The 19,307-nt window shown below is 45.3% G+C and carries 18 protein-coding genes; 7 read left to right on the top strand and 11 right to left on the bottom strand.

The features are described 5' to 3' along the window. Positions 1-45: 45 nt before the first annotated feature. The 4 genes from rfbA to prmC form a co-directional block, all read right to left on the bottom strand. Entirely contained in the window at positions 46-906 is an 861-nt protein-coding gene (gene rfbA / locus C1N53_RS17975; protein WP_137760632.1) for a glucose-1-phosphate thymidylyltransferase RfbA, read from the bottom strand. A 98-nt stretch (positions 907-1,004) separates the two neighbouring features. Next, complete coding sequence (gene rfbB, locus C1N53_RS17970; protein WP_137760631.1) at positions 1,005-2,054, bottom strand: dTDP-glucose 4,6-dehydratase; 1,050 nt, start codon at positions 2,052-2,054, stop codon at positions 1,005-1,007. Position 2,055: 1 nt separating this feature from the next. Then, a complete protein-coding gene (gene galE, locus C1N53_RS17965) occupies positions 2,056-3,087 on the bottom strand; it encodes a UDP-glucose 4-epimerase GalE (RefSeq protein WP_137760630.1) in 1,032 nt (343 codons plus the stop codon). Positions 3,088-3,316: 229 nt separating this feature from the next. Then, positions 3,317-4,174, bottom strand: a complete 858-nt coding sequence (gene prmC / locus C1N53_RS17960; RefSeq protein ID WP_137760629.1) for a peptide chain release factor N(5)-glutamine methyltransferase — start codon at positions 4,172-4,174, stop codon at positions 3,317-3,319. A gap of 218 nt (positions 4,175-4,392) precedes the next feature. Between prmC and ribD the strand changes: the two genes are divergently transcribed. From ribD to C1N53_RS17945, 3 genes are all read left to right on the top strand, one after another. Beyond that, positions 4,393-5,442, top strand: a complete 1,050-nt coding sequence (gene ribD, locus C1N53_RS17955) for a bifunctional diaminohydroxyphosphoribosylaminopyrimidine deaminase/5-amino-6-(5-phosphoribosylamino)uracil reductase RibD (RefSeq protein ID WP_137760628.1) — start codon at positions 4,393-4,395, stop codon at positions 5,440-5,442. Positions 5,443-5,644: 202 nt separating this feature from the next. After that, positions 5,645-6,127, top strand: a complete 483-nt coding sequence (locus tag C1N53_RS17950) for a GAF domain-containing protein (protein ID WP_137760627.1) — start codon at positions 5,645-5,647, stop codon at positions 6,125-6,127. Positions 6,128-6,233: 106 nt separating this feature from the next. After that, positions 6,234-6,653 (top strand): hypothetical protein, encoded by a 420-nt coding sequence (locus C1N53_RS17945; RefSeq protein WP_137760626.1) that lies wholly within the window; start codon positions 6,234-6,236, stop codon positions 6,651-6,653. A gap of 81 nt (positions 6,654-6,734) precedes the next feature. Here C1N53_RS17945 and C1N53_RS17940 read toward each other — a convergent pair whose 3' ends face one another. From C1N53_RS17940 to C1N53_RS17925, 4 genes are all read right to left on the bottom strand, one after another. After that, the gene (locus C1N53_RS17940) at positions 6,735-7,418 is read right to left on the bottom strand and encodes a phosphatidylserine decarboxylase family protein (protein ID WP_137760625.1); all 684 of its coding nucleotides are present in this window, start codon (positions 7,416-7,418) and stop codon (positions 6,735-6,737) included. A gap of 120 nt (positions 7,419-7,538) precedes the next feature. Then, complete coding sequence (locus tag C1N53_RS17935; protein ID WP_137761551.1) at positions 7,539-8,813, bottom strand: Glu/Leu/Phe/Val dehydrogenase; 1,275 nt, start codon at positions 8,811-8,813, stop codon at positions 7,539-7,541. Positions 8,814-8,906: 93 nt separating this feature from the next. Beyond that, the gene (locus C1N53_RS17930; protein WP_137760624.1) at positions 8,907-9,737 is read right to left on the bottom strand and encodes a phosphatidate cytidylyltransferase; all 831 of its coding nucleotides are present in this window, start codon (positions 9,735-9,737) and stop codon (positions 8,907-8,909) included. A 49-nt stretch (positions 9,738-9,786) separates the two neighbouring features. After that, positions 9,787-10,770 carry a CPBP family intramembrane glutamic endopeptidase gene (locus C1N53_RS17925; RefSeq protein ID WP_137760623.1) on the bottom strand — a complete coding sequence of 328 codons (984 nt, stop codon included), beginning with the start codon at positions 10,768-10,770 and terminating at the stop codon, positions 9,787-9,789. Positions 10,771-10,823: 53 nt separating this feature from the next. Between C1N53_RS17925 and dusB the strand changes: the two genes are divergently transcribed. The 3 genes from dusB (at position 10,824) to C1N53_RS17910 (ending at position 15,037) form a co-directional block, all read left to right on the top strand. Continuing rightward, the gene (gene dusB, locus C1N53_RS17920) at positions 10,824-11,807 is read left to right on the top strand and encodes a tRNA dihydrouridine synthase DusB (RefSeq protein ID WP_137760622.1); all 984 of its coding nucleotides are present in this window, start codon (positions 10,824-10,826) and stop codon (positions 11,805-11,807) included. 202 nt (positions 11,808-12,009) lie between these two features. Further along, positions 12,010-12,864 carry a DMT family transporter gene (locus tag C1N53_RS17915; protein ID WP_240773479.1) on the top strand — a complete coding sequence of 285 codons (855 nt, stop codon included), beginning with the start codon at positions 12,010-12,012 and terminating at the stop codon, positions 12,862-12,864. 193 nt (positions 12,865-13,057) lie between these two features. Continuing rightward, positions 13,058-15,037, top strand: coding sequence for a Na+/H+ antiporter NhaC family protein (locus C1N53_RS17910; RefSeq protein WP_137760620.1), 1,980 nt, complete (start codon positions 13,058-13,060; stop codon positions 15,035-15,037). A 29-nt stretch (positions 15,038-15,066) separates the two neighbouring features. Here C1N53_RS17910 and C1N53_RS17905 read toward each other — a convergent pair whose 3' ends face one another. Together C1N53_RS17905 and C1N53_RS17900 are read right to left on the bottom strand one after the other, a co-directional pair. Then, complete coding sequence (locus C1N53_RS17905; RefSeq protein WP_137760619.1) at positions 15,067-16,005, bottom strand: GNAT family N-acetyltransferase; 939 nt, start codon at positions 16,003-16,005, stop codon at positions 15,067-15,069. Between the two features lie 114 nt (positions 16,006-16,119). After that, on the bottom strand, positions 16,120-17,295 hold the full coding sequence (locus C1N53_RS17900; protein WP_137760618.1) for a HAMP domain-containing sensor histidine kinase: 1,176 nt from the start codon (positions 17,293-17,295) through the stop codon (positions 16,120-16,122). Positions 17,296-17,410: 115 nt separating this feature from the next. On the opposite strand from C1N53_RS17900, the gene hemA reads away from it, so the two are divergent. Beyond that, the gene (gene hemA, locus C1N53_RS17895; RefSeq protein ID WP_137760617.1) at positions 17,411-18,700 is read left to right on the top strand and encodes a glutamyl-tRNA reductase; all 1,290 of its coding nucleotides are present in this window, start codon (positions 17,411-17,413) and stop codon (positions 18,698-18,700) included. Between the two features lie 257 nt (positions 18,701-18,957). Here hemA and C1N53_RS17890 read toward each other — a convergent pair whose 3' ends face one another. Continuing rightward, positions 18,958-19,266 (bottom strand): helix-turn-helix transcriptional regulator, encoded by a 309-nt coding sequence (locus C1N53_RS17890; RefSeq protein WP_137760616.1) that lies wholly within the window; start codon positions 19,264-19,266, stop codon positions 18,958-18,960. Between the last annotated feature and the right edge of the window lie 41 nt (positions 19,267-19,307).

Genomic DNA, 19,307 nt, shown 5'->3' with positions numbered 1-19,307 from the left:
GGCTGCTCAAACCTGAACAGCCTCTTCTTTGCCTATTACTGGCCTTTATTTTAAAATACTCAGCAGATATTCGCCATAACCGCTTTTGCGCAAAGGTTCTGCTATACGCTGCAGCTGCTCGGCATCAATAAAACCCATGCGATAGGCTACTTCTTCGATACTACCGATCTTAAGCCCCTGCCGCTCCTCTACTACCTGCACAAAAGTAGCAGCCTGCATCAGCGACTGAATCGTACCTGTATCGAGCCAGGCTGTACCACGATCCAGTATACCTACCTTCAGCTTTCCCCGGCGCAGATACTCTTTATTTACATCCGTAATCTCGTACTCTCCACGAGGGCTTGGTTCCAGGTTCTTTGCAATATCAATTACATCGTTGTCGTAGAAATACAAGCCGGGAACAGCATAATGAGACTTCGGCTGCTTTGGCTTCTCCTCTATAGAAATGGCCACATTACTTGCATCAAATTCTACCACCCCGTAACGCTCCGGATCGTGCACATGGTAGGCATACACCACACCGCCGTCCGGGTTGTTGTTGCTCTGCAGCAGTTTACTCATACCGGAACCATAGAAAATATTATCGCCCAATATTAATGCTGCTTTATCGCTGCCTACAAACTCTTCACCGATTACAAATGCCTGCGCCAGGCCGTTTGGCTCCTCCTGCACCGCATAGCTAAAGCTGCAGCCTAAGTGGCTACCATCGCCTAACAAGCGCTCAAACAAAGGCAGATCGTGCGGTGTCGAAATAATCAGGATATCTTTTATACCGGCCAGCATCAGCGTAGACAGCGGATAATAGATCATAGGTTTGTCGTAAACAGGCATTAGTTGTTTACTAACAGCCAAGGTAAGCGGGTGAAGCCTGGTACCAGAGCCTCCGGCAAGTATGATTCCCTTCATGGTTTTGATTGGTTCTTATTTAATTGCTGCTCTACCTCTCCGCTTGCCAACCTCTACAACAATTTCTGATTCAGGATTTTTGAGTTTAAATTACCGCCTTAGCGATTTACATACTGCTGCTCGTAGTAAGACTGGTAATTGCCCGAAGTAACATTATCCAGCCACTCCGAATTTTGCAGGTACCAGTCTACGGTTTTGGCAAGGCCTTCTTCAAACGTTACAGAAGGCTTCCAGCCCAGCTCGTTTACCAGTTTCGAAGAATCAATGGCATAGCGCAAATCATGTCCGGCACGGTCTTTTACAAAAGTGATCAGCTGGCGGGACTGTCCTTTCTCTCTGCCCAGCTTTTCGTCCATTACATCACACAGCAGCTCTATCAGGTCGATATTACGCCATTCATTTATACCCCCAATATTGTAGGTGTCGCCCACTTTACCTTCGTGGAAGATAACATCGATGGCACGGGCATGATCGAGCACATACAACCAGTCGCGGATATTTTCGCCTTTGCCGTACACCGGCACAGGCTTTTCATTTTTAATGTTATGGATAGCCAATGGGATCAGCTTCTCGGGAAAGTGATTTGGGCCATAGTTGTTAGAGCAGTTCGATACCTTTACATGCAGGCCGTAGGTATGGTAGTAGGCTCTTACAAAATGATCAGAACTGGCTTTAGAAGCAGAATAAGGTGAGCGTGGATCATAAGCGGTTTCCTCTGTAAAGAGGCCATCCTCTCCTAGCGAACCATATACCTCATCGGTAGAAATATGGTAAAATAGGTGGTCCTGCAGATTTTCTTTCCAGTGCTTACGGGCCGTATTGAGCAGGTTCACCGTACCAATAACGTTTGTCTGCACAAAGGCAAGCGGGTCTGTAATAGAACGATCTACATGCGACTCAGCAGCCAGGTGTACAACAGCATCAAATTTATAGGTTGTAAATATCTCGTCCAGCCAGTCAGCATCTACAATATCGCCCTTCAGAAACTGGTAGTTTTCTTTTTCCTCAATATCCGCCAGGTTTGCCAGATTACCGGCATAGGTAAGTTTATCCAGATTAAATATTTGGTAGTCAGGGTACTTATTTACAAATAGCCTTACTACATGAGAGCCGATAAAGCCCGCTCCACCTGTGATTAAAATTTTCATATTAAGCTTCTGTTGTAGATTCTTTAAGTGATACCTGCCATTTCCAGGCGCTTGCCATGGCCTCTTCGAGCGTACTGGTTGTTTTAAAGCCAAGCACTTCTGTTGCTTTGGTTACATCGGCATATATTTTAGGCACGTCACCTGCGCGGCGCGGTCCTATTTTATAATTCAGCTTCACGCCTGTTGCCAGCTCAAATGCCTGGATGGCTTCCAGCACAGTATTACCGTTACCGGTACCTACATTATAGAATTCCAGCTTATCTACCTTTCCCTCCAGCAGTCTGTCTATTGCTACCACATGCGCCTTTGCCAGGTCTACCACGTGCACATAATCCCGGATACAGGTGCCGTCGGGGGTATCGTAGTCGCTACCGAAAACGGTTACTTGCTCCCGTATGCCAATGGCTGTTTGTGTAATAAAAGGCACCAGGTTGCTTGGAACGCCTAGTGGCAATTCCCCTATACGGGCAGAAGGATGTGCGCCAATCGGGTTAAAGTAACGCAGCGCGATAGAATTCATTTCCGCTCCACTGGCAGCAAGGTCTGAGAGAATTTCCTCACAAATCTTTTTCGTGTTGCCGTACGGAGAGTTCGCTTTCTGTACCGGCGTTTGTTCCGTAACAGGAAGTTTATCAGGTATACCATACACCGTACAGGAAGAAGAGAACACGAGGTTATATACGTTAAACTCACTCATTACCTGCAACAGGGCAACCAGCGAGCCCACATTGTTGTGGTAGTACTTCAGCGGTTCTGCTACCGACTCTCCTACAGCTTTGTAAGCCGCAAAATGAATAACTCCCTGTATATCCTGCTCCTGCTCAAACACTTGTCTCATAGCCACAGCGTCGGTGCAATCTACTCTGTAGCAAGGTATCTCTTTCCCCAGAATAGCTGCAATACCTTCCAAAGCACTTTCCTCTGAATTAGAAAAGTTATCTATAATAATAGGCGCATAACCCGCCTCCTGCAGTTCTACCACTGTATGAGAACCTATATAACCAGCTCCACCTGTTACTAAAATTTTCTTCATTATGTGTCTGTTAAACCTGTGCCTTTATAGTTATTGAATGAGCTTTGTTTTTAGATCAGTTGCTCTGCTTTTACCGCTTCAAAATCATAGCAATATACTATTAAAACTTCTTGTAGTAAAAAAAGCCTGCCACATCTTTGAATTAAAGATAGGAATTTAAATATATTTATTACTATAATTTGCTAAAAAAACTAAGCTAATGATGACATTAAAAGTCTAAAGATGAATGCTATAGGGTAGCCACTACTATTCTGTCTTTCTGAAACAGGTCCTGCTTCACTTCAGCCTGTGTATATCCTTCCTGCAGCAGAAAGGCACAGGTTTCCGCACCATAGCGTTCATTAATTTCAAAGTACAAATGTCCGCCTTTATGTAGTAGTTCTTTGGCTACTTGTGTTATTCTTTTGTAAAACTTAAGCGGATCCGTATCGGGTACGAAAAGCGCCAGATGTGGTTCAAAATCCAGCACATTTGTTCGCATCAACTGCTTTTCCTCCTCCAGCACATAGGGCGGATTACTCGTAATAATATCCAAAGACCCTGGCGCTATAATAGCTGGCAAAGGCTCGAAGATATCCTGGTGCAACCATTCTACCTGCAGGTTATACTTAGCAGCATTTGCCTTTGCCACTTCCAGTGCTCCCCCAGATACTTCCAGACCATAGATAGTGGAGCCTTCTATATTGGCAGCCAGCGCTAAGGGGATACAGCCACTGCCCGTGCAGATATCCATTATTTTTAGATTTTCCTGCCCCTGATGGTCTTTTATCACCAGATGCACCAGCTCTTCTGTTTCCGGCCTTGGTATCAGTACACGCTCGTCTACCTGCAGTTCCATATCATAGAAATGCGCTACGCCTAATATATACTGCACCGGCTCGTGCTGCTGCAGGCGGTGTATGATACTATCAACTTCTGAAGCATTGGCACTGCTTACCTCCTCCTGCTGGCCCAGGCTGAGCTGCAACCGCGATTTTTGCAACACATGCTCCAGCACCAGCTGTGCAATGGCACCGTTTTCGGGCGATGCATATACCTCTTCTATACTTTCCTTTATATGCTGCTGGATTTGCTGGACGGTTGGCACGGCTTGTACTTTATATGCTAATTTGGGTACCTTTACAAAAGTAAGACTTTTGCTTAGAAAGTTAGATAGTTAAAAAGTTAGAATGTTGTTGTACCGGAGGGTTAGAAATTGAATTTGGACAAGGCTAAAGTGAAAACTTCATCTCTCTTAACAATTATCACTCTCCCACTTAGGCAACTTTTTAACCTCATAACTTTTTAAAGTTCTAACTAAAAAATATGTCAGACAAACTATACATGCAGCGCGCCCTGGACTTGGCCAGGATTGGTAGTGGCTACACCAGTCCGAACCCTATGGTAGGCTGTGTAATTGTGCATGAAGGGCAGATAATTGGCGAAGGCTGGCACAGACAGTATGGTGCGCCACATGCAGAAGTAAATGCTGTTGCTTCTGTGGAAGATAAAAGCCTTTTACCAAAGAGCCGGGTATATGTAACACTGGAACCCTGCTCCCACTATGGCAAAACGCCGCCTTGTGCCGATCTGCTCATCAGCCACGGTATAAAGGATGTCGTGATTTGCAATACGGATCCTAACCCGGTGGTAGCGGGCAGAGGTATAAAGAAACTGTTCGAGGCAGGTGCACAGGTAAAAGTAGGTATACTGGAAGAAGAGGGGCTGGAATTAAATAAGCGCTTCTTTACCTTTCATGCCCAAAAGCGACCTTACATTATACTAAAATGGGCTGAAACGGCCGATGGATTTGTAGCAGGCCCTAATTGCGAGCAAGTACAGATAAGCGGAAAGCTGGCGCAGCGGCTTGTGCATAAGTGGCGGTCGGAAGAGCAGGCTATTATGGTAGGCACACGCACTGCTATTTTTGATAACCCGCGCCTGAACACCCGGCTCTGGAGTGGCAAAAATCCCTTACGGATTGTTATAGACAGACAGCTGCAACTGCCGGAGCAGGCGCACTTATTCGATAAAAGCCAGCCTACAGTAGTTTACAACTATAAAAAGCAGGACCAGGAGCACGAGAACCTTCGTTATGTATTAATGAACGAACAGGAGCCACTGCTCCGGCAAATGATGCAGGACCTGTACCAGCACCAAATTCTGTCTGTTATGGTAGAGGGCGGCACTTACCTGCTTAACAGCTTGTTGGAAGAGAGCCTGTGGGATGAGGCCAATGTATTTAAGAGTGCCGAGAAAATGCTTGGAGAAGGAATTAAAGCGCCAATAATGGCCCACCAGTTCCTGCACACCTCTCAAACTTTAGGCTCGGATGTATTGTTTCATTATAAAAAGATAGTAAGTAGTAGTATATAAGCAAATTATGAATGAATATCGATGGATTGTCTTTAGAGTATGCTTAAGATGGTTCGTTATTTAAAAATGAGATTAACTGGCTATTATGTATTAAAAATATTATTAGTTAGTGAGAGGGCAGCCGCCTTCATGCGTTACAGACAACATTTTTTAACTTCGTTTTCTAATTTCCCAATCTTCAAATTCTCAAATTAAAATTCCTGTGGCAGAATCACTTATAGTAGACCAAACCCTCACAAAAGAGGAAAAATACAAAGCTCTTTTACCTCAGATAGAAGCATTGGTAACAGGCGAAACAGATTTAATTGCCAATATTTCCAATCTTGTAGCTGCTTTAAAACAAGGTTTCGACTTCTTCTGGGTTGGAGTGTATTTTAATAAAGAAGACCAGCTGGTTCTGGGGCCGTTTCAGGGGCCTATTGCCTGCACCCGGATTCCTTATCATAAAGGAGTGTGCGGAGCCTGCTATACCCGCCGGCAGACTATAGTTGTACCCGATGTGGAAGCTTTTCCGGGCCATATTGCCTGTAGCAGCGATTCTAAATCGGAGATTGTAGTACCTGTTATAAAAGACGGCGAGGTAAAACTGGTACTGGATGTCGACAGCGATAAATTAAACGATTTTGACGAGGTAGATCAGCAATACCTGGAGCAACTTATGCAACTGGTTGCAAGCTGGTACTAATCCGCTTGCTGCATTACAGTAATTTGTACATTAATAGAATTTCAGATTTGTAAACAGCAATGGCTTCGGTTTTTATAGTTGTAGCCATTGCTTAGCTAGCTCTCAAATGAAAAAAGCTCTTTTGCCTTTTATAGTTCTTACAGCTCTTCTGACCACCGCATCCTGCTCCAGAAACAGACTGGAAGTAGTGTCGGTTGAAGTGCCCGCTGGTAGTGACTTCAGCTTTTGCCTGAACCAGCCTGTGCAGCCGGATGCCCGTAACCAGTTCTATTACTCTATTTACCTTGTTACGAAAGATAACTTCCGCTATACCCGGGATGGCATTCTGGCTGATTCCAGCAGTTGCTATAGCCAAAGCAAGTTTCAGTACAGCGATGCAGCCTATACAGAAGGCAGTATGGGGGCTATCCGAAATATCAGCACCAGCAACCTCGACACCTGCCTGATTCAGATTTATAAAGACAGTGGCTTAGCAGAAGAGGATGTAATTACCAGAAAACTGTTTACAGCGGAAGATTTTAAATAAAAAATTAAGCTATAAATCAGAAAGAGCCTTTGTAGTACTACAAAGGCTCTTTCTGATTTAGCTGATGGCTATACCTTTTGTTTATCCGAACAATGTTGGTGTTTCTGTTTTTAACTGGGCGATTACAGTCTGTCCGCCTTTTGTTTTCTGGCCCAGCTGCACTTTTACTTCGGTATCCAGCGGCAGAAAGATGTCTACACGCGATCCGAACTTGATAAAGCCGAATTCCTCGCCCTGGCTTACCTCATCCTGCTCTTTTACATACCACACAATACGGCGCGCCATAGCTCCGGCAATCTGGCGGAAAAGAACCTCCGGACCGGCAGTAGATTCTACCACAACTGTTGTACGCTCGTTTTGAGTACTTGATTTTGGATGCCACGCCACAAAGTAATTACCAGGATGATACTTAAAATATTTCACAATACCTGAAACAGGATTCCGGGTAACGTGTACGTTTATAGGCGACATAAAAATGGATATTTGCTTACGCTTATCCTTGAAGTATTCGGTTTCCTCTGTTTCTTCTATAACTACTACTTTACCGTCTGCAGGCGCTACAATCAGGTCTTCGTGCAGCAACAGGTTACGGTAAGGGCTTCTGAAAAATTGCAGAATCAGCAGGAATACTACAACAGAGATACCGGTGAAAATTTTGTTAAAGGTGCTGTTACCTGCATTAAAATTGTAAAGCAAGAGGTTCAGGACGATCAGGATGAGTAAAGTAAACAGTAGTATCCTTCTTCCTTCTTTATGAATTTTCATTATTGTAATAAATTAACTGCAGGTTCTTGTATTTTTTAATAATAGCTCATCCATATACATGAATGAGCTATTATCAGAGCTTAAAATTATGCAATCTTTAAATTAAACCAATAAAAAATTTTAGAATCCGCCACGATACTTGTAAGTCATAGCCACTTTATCGATGGCAACAATGTAGGCAGCAATGCGCATTGGCACATTATATTTCTGAGAAGCAGCATATACCCGCTCAAAAGATTCGTTCATGATACGTGCCGCACGTTCGTTTACGCGGTCTAACGTCCACTTAAAGCCCATGCGGTTTTGCACCCACTCAAAGTAAGATACTGTTACCCCACCTGAGTTAGCCAGAATATCCGGCACCACCATAATACCTTTTTCGTTGATGATGTTATCTGCTTTGTACGAGGTTGGCCCGTTAGCTCCCTCCACTATCAGCTTGGCTTGTATCTTGTCTACATTCCGGATAGTGATAACATCTTCTACCGCAGCAGGCACCAATACATCTACTTTAGAAGTCAGCAGCTCGTCCGGGTCCATCTTTTCGGCACCTTTAAATCCTTCGAGGCGGCCACCGTGAGCGTTTTTGAAGTCGATTGCCTCTTCTATATTAATACCTTTATCGTTCCAATAGGCACCGCTTACATCGCTTATACCTAAAATTTTCACCCCTCGCTCTGCCATTAGTTTAGCCGCCCAGGTGCCTACGTTTCCGAAGCCCTGCACTACAGCCGTAGATTTTTCAGGATTCATTCCCAGTTTACCCATAGCAGCCATCGCCGATACCATTACGCCACGTCCTGTGGCCTCTACTCTGCCTAAAGAACCACCCAATACCAGCGGTTTACCTGTGACTACTCCTTGCACGGTAGACCCTTTGGTTTTAGAGTATTCGTCCATCAGCCAGGCCATTTCACGTGGTCCTGTACCCATATCCGGAGCAGGAATATCCTGGTCTGGTCCGAAAATATCGATCAGAGAAGCTGTATACCCTCTTGTTAAGCGCTCGATTTCACCAGCCGACATGGCATAGGGATCGCAAACGATGCCTCCTTTTGCACCACCATACGGAATATCCACCACGGCACATTTCCAGGTCATCCAGGCGGCCAGGGCTTTCACCTCATCCAGAAACACATCCGGCGCATAACGGATACCTCCTTTAGAGGGGCCCAGAATATTAGAGTGCATCACCCGGAAGCCTTCAAACACGCGCACCTTCCCATCATCCATGGTAACAGGTATATTTACAATCACCTGACGAGTAGGCGATTTCAAGACATTGTATGTCTCATCATCCAGTCCTAGAATTTCTGCCGCAATATTAAAACGCGACATCATCGATTCGAAAGGGTTTTCCCTATCTTTTATGGGTGCAGGTTCTTTGTATAACATCATATAACCTTACAATTAATCTGTGATTAAGAAATTAGGCGGCAAAGTTATGGAAATAAAATGGACTTAAGCCTAACAAACGTTAGTAAGCACTCACAAAATTTTCAGAAAGGCTACAATAAAAGGGATGGCCATAATCAGGCTATCGAAGCGGTCGAGAATACCGCCGTGGCCGGGCAGCAGTGTGCCTGAGTCTTTTACGCCTAAACTACGCTTCAGCAACGACTCCACCAAATCGCCTAAAACGCCAAAAACAGCTACCAGCACCGCTATGATCAGCCACTGATATAAAACCAGATCGTTAAAATAAAGGGAAAGTATATATCCTACCACTACGGCCAATACAGTACCACCTGCCCATCCTTCCCAGGTTTTACCAGGCGATACCCGCTCCAACAGCTTATGTTTTCCAAAACTCTTACCTGCTATGTAGGCTCCTGTGTCTGCAGTCCAGATAAGCAGCATCAGGCCCAGGATAGGCTGCCAGCTATATTCTCCTACCAGGAAGCCGAGCAAATGCAGCAACCCAAAAGGGACAGCTACATATACAACTCCTAATAAGGTGAATGCGATGTTGGTAAAGGGCTGTGGGTGCTTGCGGTAAAGCTCCCATATAAACAGCAGCATCAACAGCGGTAACGCCAGGTACAGATAATTTGCGGGAAACAGCTCGGTTTCCACACCAAAAACGGCAATGTAGATAAAGCCTCCGGCTATAAGACCGGCTGTTTTGTTAGGCTGAATTTGTTTCGCATAACCTACCAGCCTGTAAAACTCCAGCATCCCCAGCAGGGTAAGTCCCAGAAAAAGCAGAAAGTATGTCCACTGGTTATATAAAATGCCTCCTATAAAAAGGGCTGCGCCTAATATGCCTACGATAACGCGTTGCTGAAAATTACTTAAGGAGGATATATTTTTGCTCATGAAATGGTGTGGGTGTCAATTTAACAGGGAGGTTTAGAGATGTTACGGTTCAGTATACATCCGGGTCCTCCGGATCTGGCTCTTTTGCATTTACAGGAGCCAATGCCTCCTGCCGGGGCGGTACTGCCGAAAACTGCTTGTACAGGTAATAGATAACGCCAGCGCTCAGCACCACAGATATCAAGACACTATACCAGGGCATTGACTCGGTAGACTCCAGATCCATATCTACCTGCCCAGCCTGGTACAGGTACAGCATCAGCACCTGAAAACCATTATTCACAAAGTGAGCTATAATGGGTACGCTTATTCTGCCCGACCACATATACAAGTAGCCAAACAAAGCTCCTAAAATCATTCTGGGAAAGAAGCCAAAAAACTGGTTGTGTATGGCGCTAAAGGCAAAAGCTGCAATCCAGATAGCGATATGCCCGTTGCCTGTCCAGCGGTGAAACTGCCGTTGTGCCACGCCTCTGAACACCAGCTCTTCGCCTATAGCCGGAATAACAGCAATCACCAGCAGCCCTACCAACAGTTCCGGCACCGAAGAGAGCTTCGCCAGCAGTTTGGTTAATTCGGCAGCAAAACTTTCTTTTTCCCTTGCCCATTCTTCAAATCCCTTCATCGACTCCGGAAAGTTTACATTGGCATTCCAGTCTATGATAAGCGAATTGGCTGGCATAATCAGGATAATCAGCAGGCCGCTTAGCAGCACCAGTCCTATCGTAGGTGCCGTTTTCCAGTTCAGATACCTGTCTACATTATATTTTAAAGAGCTAATCAGTAAAAGCGGCGCTACTATAAACATAAAGAAAGACACAATGCCTTGGTAAAACATAAGGGCATTCCGGGTATTAGGATAGGCAGCAGGTTCATCAAGTGCCTTCGCCAGGTCAAATATACCAATACCGAACAGGGCATCTCCGAGTATAGAATAAAAGAAAGTAGCCACAAAAGCTCCTCCAAACACAAAGGCAATGAGCAGCAATAACACAAAAAATGGATGCACTTCTTTGGAGATGAAACCTTTCATAGAGAAATTTAGGTTTAATTGACGTAAATTTACGCGAAAAATTAGACTTTGCTTTGGTAAAAATAGCGAACATAGAACTAGGTGAGTTTCCTCTGCTGCTGGCCCCCATGGAAGACGTGAGCGATCCGCCTTTCCGGAAGGTTTGTAAAGCCAACGGAGCTGACCTGATGTACACCGAGTTTATATCTTCTGAGGGTTTGATACGTGATGCAGCCAAAAGTGTGCAGAAACTGGATATTTTCGATTACGAACGTCCGATTGGCATCCAGATTTTTGGTTCCGAGATAGACTCGATGCGTGAGGCAGCTATTGTCTCGTCGCAGGCTGGCCCCGACCTGATTGATATTAACTATGGCTGCCCTGTAAAAAATGTGGCCTGTAAAGGTGCCGGTGCTGCTTTGCTGCGCGATATTCCGAAAATGGTGCAGATGACTTCTGAAATAGTGAAGGCCACTAACCTGCCGGTGACGGTTAAAACCCGACTTGGCTGGGACGAGAACACCAAAAACATAGTAGAAACAGCCGAACGCCTACAAGATATCGGCATACAGGCGCTGAGCATACATGGCCGCACCCGCGTACAGATGTATAAGGGCGAGGCCGACTGGAGCCTGATTGCAGAGGTAAAGAACAACCCACGCATGAAGATCCCTATCTTCGGCAACGGCGATATCGATTCGCCCGAGAAAGCGCTGGAGTACCGCAACAGGTATGGAGTAGACGGCATTATGATTGGTCGTGCTTCTATCGGACATCCGTGGATATTTAATGAGATAAAGCACTACATGAAAACAGGCGAAGTGCTACCTGGCCCTACGCTGGAAGAGCGTGTAGCTGTTTGCCGCCAGCACTTTACCCATTCGCTGGAATGGAAAGGCGAGAAGCTGGGCATTTTTGAGATGCGCCGCCACTATACCAACTACTTCCGTGGTTTATCTCATTTTAAGCCGCTGCGTATGCGCCTGGTGCAGTCTGAAGATATCCAGGAAATCTATGATATCTTGGACGAGATTGCCCAGACCATGAGCTACGTCTGAAAATTTTAAGATTTGAAAATTGAGAGATTTGAAGATGTTAGTAATCTGCAATTGCAAAAATGGTTATGGCTAAAGGTAATGTAAGGTTCTTCTGTTTTTACTTCTCCTAATCTTCATTTCCAGATTTTCAAATCTTATAATCTACTAGCTCATCAAAACTATTACGCCTTCCGCGCAAGAAAAAACAGCTACCTCTCCCTTGGTGTGGCTGCTGGTAGTGGTGCTTACCTTTATCTGGGGCACCTCCTTTATCCTGATCAAGAAAGGGCTTGTTGTTTTTAGTTCGGACGAGCTTGGCGCCTTGCGCATTGTGATTGCCTGCCTTGCTTTGCTGCCTTTTGCGCTCAGAAACCTGCGCAAGGTAGAGCCAGCTCGTTGGAAATTTATTTTTGCCAGTGGCTTGCTAGGCAATCTATTCCCGGCCTTTTTGTTCGCCTATGCCGAGACACGCCTGGCCAGCGGACTGGCAGGTGTGTTAAACTCGCTTACAGCTCTCTTTACATTACTGATAGGAGCTTTTTTCTTTCAGCAGTCTATCACCTGGATGCGCCTGCTCGGCATTATGGTGGGTATGGCAGGCACAGCTATGCTCATTTTGTCCGGAAACGGCAGTGCCGATCTCGACAATAAGTTCTATGGCCTGTATATTGTAGTTGCAACGATCTGCTACGGTGGCAGTGCCAATATTATTAAATTCCGCCTGAAAGGCATTAGCCCAATGGTTATGTCGAGCCTGGCTCTGCTGACAGTAGGACCACTTGCTGCTGCTTATCTTTTTACCACCGATGCGGTAAATAAGCTGCAGTATACTTCAGGCGCATGGGAGGCACTATTCTATATTGCTACGCTGGCCGTATTCAGCACGGCCATTGGCCTCATCCTGCTTAACAAGCTGATACATTTCTCTACTCCCCTGTTTGCCAGCTCCACTAATTACCTGATCCCAATCGTGGCGCTTATGTGGGGCGTGCTGGACGGAGAAACTATCCACTTCTGGCACTACATCGGCATGTTGGTTATTCTGGCGGGTGTGTTTATTGTGAACAGGGCAAAATGACCATTGCTTTAACAGCACCGGCGCTGCTTGCTTCTCTGCGTACGGGATGATGGCAGCTTCAGCATTACCGGTTACCTGTACTATAATATTATCTTGCAAGCGGGTATTCAAAGCCTCTTCTACAGCCTGTATTTCCTAATTTCACATTTATTTAGTTATTTTAAGGGATTCACAATTTTTGAAACCGGATTAAATGACGCTATACAGAACCCTGTTGGGCTTTGTTTTTCTGTTGCTGCTATCGGTGCAGTCGATGGCTCAGGGAGATAACAGCAAGCAAGCTATTGAAGAACTTAAACTACAAGCCATAAACGACACGGCTTTTACCCTACGCACAACAACCGAAACCGGTAACCTTGTAAAGTACAGCGGCGCGCTGCCTCTCCGCATCAACGGTGAAGTACAGGAATTGAGTCTGACCGACGGAGAAACGCGTTTTTCGCTGCGAGCACCGGCTAATCTTGTACAAGTAAGCGCTAACCTCGGCACACATACCATTGCCCGCTTATACCGCCTCGATGCAGAAGCCGAACGCGGTGTGCGCGAATTTCCCATGTGGCTTTCTATTCTGCCTCCGCTGCTGGCTATAGTTCTTGCTCTCATATTCAGAGAAGTTCTGCTCGCGCTTTTTGCCGGCATCTGGATAGGAGGATTTGTCATCTATGGTTTGTCGTTTAAATCTCTTTTTACTGGTTTACTAGCTGTTGCGGATACCTATCTGGTGGGAGCCCTGACCGATGCCGACCACGTATCGGTTATACTTTTCTCTATGCTGATTGGAGGCATGGTGGCCATTATTTCGAAAAACGGAGGAATGGCAGGCATTGTGAATGTTTTATCGAGATATGCCCGGTCTGCCAAAAGCTCACAGGTAGTAACCTGGTTTTTAGGTATCGCTATATTTTTCGACGACTATGCCAATACCCTTATAGTGGGCAACACCATGCGCCCAGTTACAGACAAGCACCTTATTTCCAGGGAAAAACTTGCTTACTTAGTTGATAGTACCGCTGCGCCTGTAGCGGCCATTGCTTTTGTTACCACCTGGGTAGGTGCAGAACTTGGGTATATCAAAGATGCAGCCAGCACGCTGGGTATAGAAGAAGGGGCTTACTCGCTGTTCTTTCATTCTCTGGAATATGCCTATTACCCAGTACTGACCCTGGTATTCATGCTCATGCTGATCCTGATGAACCGCGATTTCAGCTCTATGCATAAGGCAGAAACAAGAGCCCGTTCTACCGGCGCTGTAAGTGCTGTACGCATTAGCCGAAGTGGTGAAGAAAAGCAGCAACAGGAAATGGCAGAGTTCGAAGCCATAGATCCTACCCGTACCCGCGCCATTAATGCCTTGTTGCCTGTGCTGGTAGTTATATTTGGAACCGTAGCAGGCTTATTGTATACCGGTTATAACGAGGCAACCTGGAGCGATGCCAGTCTGGGCTTTTTCCGGAAGCTTTCAATTACCATTGGTGATTCCAATTCTTACATTTCACTGATCTGGGCCTCTTTATGTGGTGTGCTGGTGGCAGTTGCTTTAACCACGAGTCAGCGGATCATGAGCTTGTATGAAACAATGGAGTCTTTGGTAACAGGCTTTAAAACAATGCTTCCGGCAGTGCTGATACTGGTGCTGGCATGGTCGCTGGCATCTGTTACGAAAGAACTGTACACGGCAGAGTACCTTACCTCGCTTTTTTCTGGAAATGTTTCGCCACACTTCCTGCCTGAAATCACTTTTTTCTTAGCAGCCATTATTGCCTTCTCTACTGGTTCCAGCTGGGGCACTATGGCTATCCTATACCCGCTCATGCTGCCGGCAGCCTGGTATGTCTGCCAGACGCAGGGCATGTCGTTAGAAGAAACCATGCCGGTTGTCTACAACGTGATTTCAGTGGTACTGGCTGGTTCTGTTTTCGGGGATCACTGCTCTCCGATATCTGACACCACCATCTTAAGCTCTCTTGCTTCGGGTTGTAGCCACATAGACCATGTAAAAACACAGCTGCCTTATGCCATTACCGTAGCTTTGGTGGCAAACCTTGTCTGCACCAACCTCTCGAGCTGGGGAGTGCATTGGCTCCTGGTATACCTGATCGGAGCTGGTGTGTTGTGGGGCGTTATCAGGTTAATCGGCAAAAAAGTAGCTGTTGACAACCTGGCCACTGCGTAAACTATAACGGCTGCCGAAGGAGGCAGCCGTTATAGTTTAAGCTCATAAAAATCGTGTACCAGCGCACGTGCTCCGTAACTTTCTTTGTTCTGTATCAGCCCCTTGTTGAGGTAATGCCCCTGCTGCTCTGTTGAAATGCCGAAGCTAAAATATTTTTTGTGAGGGTATACCTGCTTCAGCAGATAGTCTACCAGAGCATCCATTGCCGAAACTACTCTTCCTCTTGTAGTAGCGGCCATATACTGGCAATGCGCTACGGTTGCGGTTTCGTATATAACAATACCTGCCAGCATCTCCTCCTGCTCATAAGCCGCAAACAGCTTGATATTCTCCGGAAACATGGAAGCCAGATAAACCATTTCATCAGCAGTATGCACAGGTTTTATCTGGTACTTCGCCTCCAAAACCTTCTGCTCTATGCCCATAAACCTTCTAAAGTTGTCAGACTGTACCAGCAACAGGTTTTTTCTGTTTGCTTTCAAGATGTGCCATTTCCTTTTCCGGCCATAAGCTGTTTTAGCAGCACCAGGCTCTATAACGGAAGTGATATCCCGCCGGTAAAGCAGCGCCTTATTCCGAAATAAGGCATACAGATCTTCTTCGGCAGGCAGCTGATGATACAGGTGCGGTATTGCTTTGTAGAAAATGCTGTAGAAGCCTAAAGCTTTGTAATAGGCAATGAGTTCGGTAAAAAGAGCCAGCATAACATCGGCTTTCATACGGCTATCGCTGATCACGCCCCCATAGCTAAGACCACTATGCGAATGCACCTCCTGCTCCTGTTCATTGGCAGGAAATAAGGCTACCAGCTTGCCTTTCCGGTAAAACAGCAGCGAGTGGTCTGCAAAGCGATCTGCATGATACTCCATATAATCACGCAGCAGCAGAAAAGTGCCGTTCTTGGATTCCCGTACAAAGCCATCCCAAGCCAGTTTATGCTCCGCGCTATACCGTACGATTTCTACCATGCTTTCTCTGGACAAAAGATCTTCAGACAAAAGACAAAGGACTTTTAACGAGCTCTTGCGCCTGCTGTCGCTTTCTACTCATAACTCTTAACTCTAAACTTTTACCTAAAGGAATTACCTGTTCAACAAGATTCTGAAAGTGGTTCCTTTGCCCAGTTCCGATGATTTTACATACAGCCTGCCTCTGTGGTAGTTATCTATAATACGCTTGGCCAGTGCCAGCCCAAGTCCCCAGCCCCGCTTTTTAGTGGTATAGCCAGGCAGGAAAACAGAATCGATTTTACGCTTCGGTATACCTTTACCTGTATCAGTTATATCTATCGCTACACTGCTCTTCCCAACCAGGCTTAACTGAAGCGTAATGCTTCCTTTGCCCTCCATGGCATCAACTGCATTTTTGCAGATGTTCTCTATTACCCAATCGAAAAGTGGCACATTTACTTTAGCCGTAATATCAGGAGAGAAATCAGCCTGCACACTAAAGACTACCTTCTTTGAAATGCGGTTCTGCAGGTAGTTGATCGCATTTTTTGTAACCTGCAGAATATCTTCGTCGCGCAGTAGTGGCACAGAACCGATATTAGAGAAGCGTTCTGTAATTATCTCCAGCCTCCGGATGTCTTTTGCCAGCTCTTCTGTGATTGGCTCATGCTCGAACTTCGGACTGGCTTTCATGTATTCGTACCAGGCCATCAGCGACGAAAGCGGTGTGCCGAGCTGGTGCGCTGTTTCTTTAGCCAAACCAACCCATACCCTGTTCTGCTCTGCTTTGCGAGAGTAGCTAAAGGCAAAATAAGCCATCAGGGCAAAGCAGGCTATTACCATCAGCTGCACATAAGGGTAGTAGCGCAGCTGCGAGAGCAGAGCCGAATCTTTATAGAACACATAGTTTTCAGAGCCCTCTGCCCAAGGCACTACAATGGGGTCGTGCTGGGCCTTCATCCGTTGGATTTCACGCTGCAAAAGCTGATTTCTTCGCTCTTCTGAAATGTTTTTGGGCAGATCTATGTTCTTAGAATCAAGTATGTTCTCATATTCGTCGGTAAGAATAACAGGTACAGTTGTGTTGGAAGAAAGTATCTCTTCTTCTATAAAAACAATGTTGTCGTCGCTTGGGGCACTAATCATGTAGCGAAGGCCTTTGGCGTAAAGTTGCACCAGCTCCTGTTCCCGCTCCGATAACTTGCTTACTAAAATGTTAGTATAGGTAATGGTAGCTGCGCCTATTATAAGGGCCACAATAACAACAATAAACTTAATTCTGTTCTTCTGAGAGTAGATAAGGATCATGAAACGTACACGAAAATTATCTGAAATTAGTATAAATTAATTAATAAGGGCAAGGGAAGTTTCATTTTAAATAATCTAACTGTAAATTTGCACTTTAGTATTCCGAACGAAAATTATGCTTCAGAACTTTAAAGCAATCAGCCTGTCTTATAAGAAAGCGCCGCTGGATATCAGGGAACTGATTGCCTTAGATGAGAATTCGTGCAGGCAATTTCTTCAGACGCTGAAAGGGTTCATACAGGCATCTGACATTCTGGTGCTCTCTACCTGTAACCGCACCGAGGTATACTACAATGCCGATGCCGATGCCGATTACAGCACTGAAATTGTAAAACTGCTTGGCATCACCAAAGGCATCGATAATATCTCCCAGTACCTCGATTATTTTACTATCCTGAACCAGCACAGCAATGCGGTGCAGCACCTGTTTGAGGTGGCTATGGGATTAGAGTCGCAGGTGGTAGGCGATATGCAGATCACAAACCAGGTAAAACAATCTTACCAATGGGCAGCAGATAACGATACGGCAGGTCCTTTCCTGCATCGCCTGCTTCACACCATTTTCTTCACCAATAAAAGAGTAGTACAGGAAACGGCTTTTCGCGATGGAGCCGCCTCTACTTCTTATGCAGCCATAGAGCTGATAGAAGAGCTTACTGCCGATGTAGTAGCCGATCCGAAGATTCTGGTGGTTGGGCTGGGTGAGATTGGAGCAGATGTGTGCCGTAACCTAGCCGATAAAGGCTTCCGGAACGTGAAGATAACCAATCGTACGCTTGCCAAAGCCAAACTGCTGGCAGAGGAGTGTAACCTGGAGGTGCTTCCATTTGAAGATATCGTACAAGGCTTAAAAGAAGCGGATGTGGTTATTTCTTCCGTAGCACGTGAAACACCGTTCTTTACCAAAGAAATGATCAAGCGCCTGAACGTGCTTTCCTACAAGTTCTTTATAGACCTTTCGGTACCTCGCAGTATCGAAGCTGATGTAGAAAGTATACCAGGCGTGTTAGTATACAACATTGATACTATTCAGAATAAAGCGTCTGAAGCATTACAGCAGCGCATTAACTCTATTCCGAAGGTAAAGCAGATTGTAGAAGAGTCTATTGAGCAGTTCAACGACTGGTCTAAAGAGATGGTGGTTTCTCCTACCATAAACAAGCTGAAGAATGCCCTGGAAACTATTCGGCAGGAAGAAATGGCGCGTTATATGAAAAAGCTTGGTCCGAATGAAACAAAGCTTATCGATAACATTACCAAATCGATGATGCAGAAAGTAATAAAGCTGCCGGTGCTGCAGCTGAAAGCAGCCTGCAAACGAGGCGAAGCCGAAACATTGATTGATGTGCTGAATGACCTCTTTGACTTGGAAAAGCAATCATCAGAAGCAGATATACAGCATTAGGATTTTTTCTGACAACAGATAGCAGTAAAGCAGAAGGTCCGCTGGTGGTTGCACCAGCGGACCTTCTGCTTTTAGCTGTTCCCGCAGAGTATTTTTAATCAGCTATGTTTAGCTATAAGAATAAGTGAATGTACCTTTTTTTTTAGTGAAAATCAAAAGCCAAAGGTCCCTGTTAGTGCTTTTTACAACTAATCAGAGACCTTTGGCTTTTGATTTTCAAACTCGAAAAGATAAAGATTATCCTTCAAGTAGCAGGCTTAAATATCAATGCAACATTCTTCCAGGCAATCGATCACATCGATCAGCTTTGGAATGGCAAGGGAATAATAGATTTTAGTACCAACTTTAAAAGAGGATAAAACACCCTTGTCTTTTAAAGTAATCAGATGCTGAGATGCTATAGCCTGGGGCAGATCCAGGTACTTATATATCTCAGTAACAGTCATTTTCTCCTCTTTACCTAAGAGATCCACAATAGCTAGCCTTTTCGGATGGGCCAGCACTTTAAGCATTGCGGCTGCTTTATCTATTTTCTTAGATTCGATTCTAGATAACAAACTTTTCATAATTTAAATTAATAACCTATCAGTTTCTACATTCATTTACA

Source organism: Pontibacter sp. SGAir0037 (assembly GCF_005491705.1).
Classification (GTDB): domain Bacteria; phylum Bacteroidota; class Bacteroidia; order Cytophagales; family Hymenobacteraceae; genus Pontibacter.
Note: the sequence above shows the minus strand (reverse complement) of the source record. Positions and strands in the feature narration are given on the sequence as shown.

Bases quoted from the DNA above. Each gene is read 5' to 3' on its own strand.
- C1N53_RS17910 (WP_137760620.1), top strand. From the start codon at position 13,058: ATGACGCTATACAGAACCCTGTTGGGCTTTGTTTTTCTGTTGCTGCTA.
- C1N53_RS17935 (WP_137761551.1), bottom strand. From the start codon at position 8,813: ATGTTATACAAAGAACCTGCACCCATAAAAGATAGGGAAAACCCTTTC.
- C1N53_RS17925 (WP_137760623.1), bottom strand. From the start codon at position 10,770: ATGAAAGGTTTCATCTCCAAAGAAGTGCATCCATTTTTTGTGTTATTG.
- C1N53_RS17930 (WP_137760624.1), bottom strand. From the start codon at position 9,737: ATGAGCAAAAATATATCCTCCTTAAGTAATTTTCAGCAACGCGTTATC.
- C1N53_RS17945 (WP_137760626.1), top strand. From the start codon at position 6,234: ATGAAAAAAGCTCTTTTGCCTTTTATAGTTCTTACAGCTCTTCTGACC.
- ribD (WP_137760628.1), top strand. From the start codon at position 4,393: ATGTCAGACAAACTATACATGCAGCGCGCCCTGGACTTGGCCAGGATT.
- C1N53_RS17940 (WP_137760625.1), bottom strand. From the start codon at position 7,418: ATGAAAATTCATAAAGAAGGAAGAAGGATACTACTGTTTACTTTACTC.
- rfbA (WP_137760632.1), bottom strand. From the start codon at position 906: ATGAAGGGAATCATACTTGCCGGAGGCTCTGGTACCAGGCTTCACCCG.
- C1N53_RS17900 (WP_137760618.1), bottom strand. From the start codon at position 17,295: ATGATCCTTATCTACTCTCAGAAGAACAGAATTAAGTTTATTGTTGTT.
- C1N53_RS17890 (WP_137760616.1), bottom strand. From the start codon at position 19,266: ATGAAAAGTTTGTTATCTAGAATCGAATCTAAGAAAATAGATAAAGCA.
- galE (WP_137760630.1), bottom strand. From the start codon at position 3,087: ATGAAGAAAATTTTAGTAACAGGTGGAGCTGGTTATATAGGTTCTCAT.
- rfbB (WP_137760631.1), bottom strand. From the start codon at position 2,054: ATGAAAATTTTAATCACAGGTGGAGCGGGCTTTATCGGCTCTCATGTA.
- C1N53_RS17905 (WP_137760619.1), bottom strand. From the start codon at position 16,005: ATGGTAGAAATCGTACGGTATAGCGCGGAGCATAAACTGGCTTGGGAT.
- hemA (WP_137760617.1), top strand. From the start codon at position 17,411: ATGCTTCAGAACTTTAAAGCAATCAGCCTGTCTTATAAGAAAGCGCCG.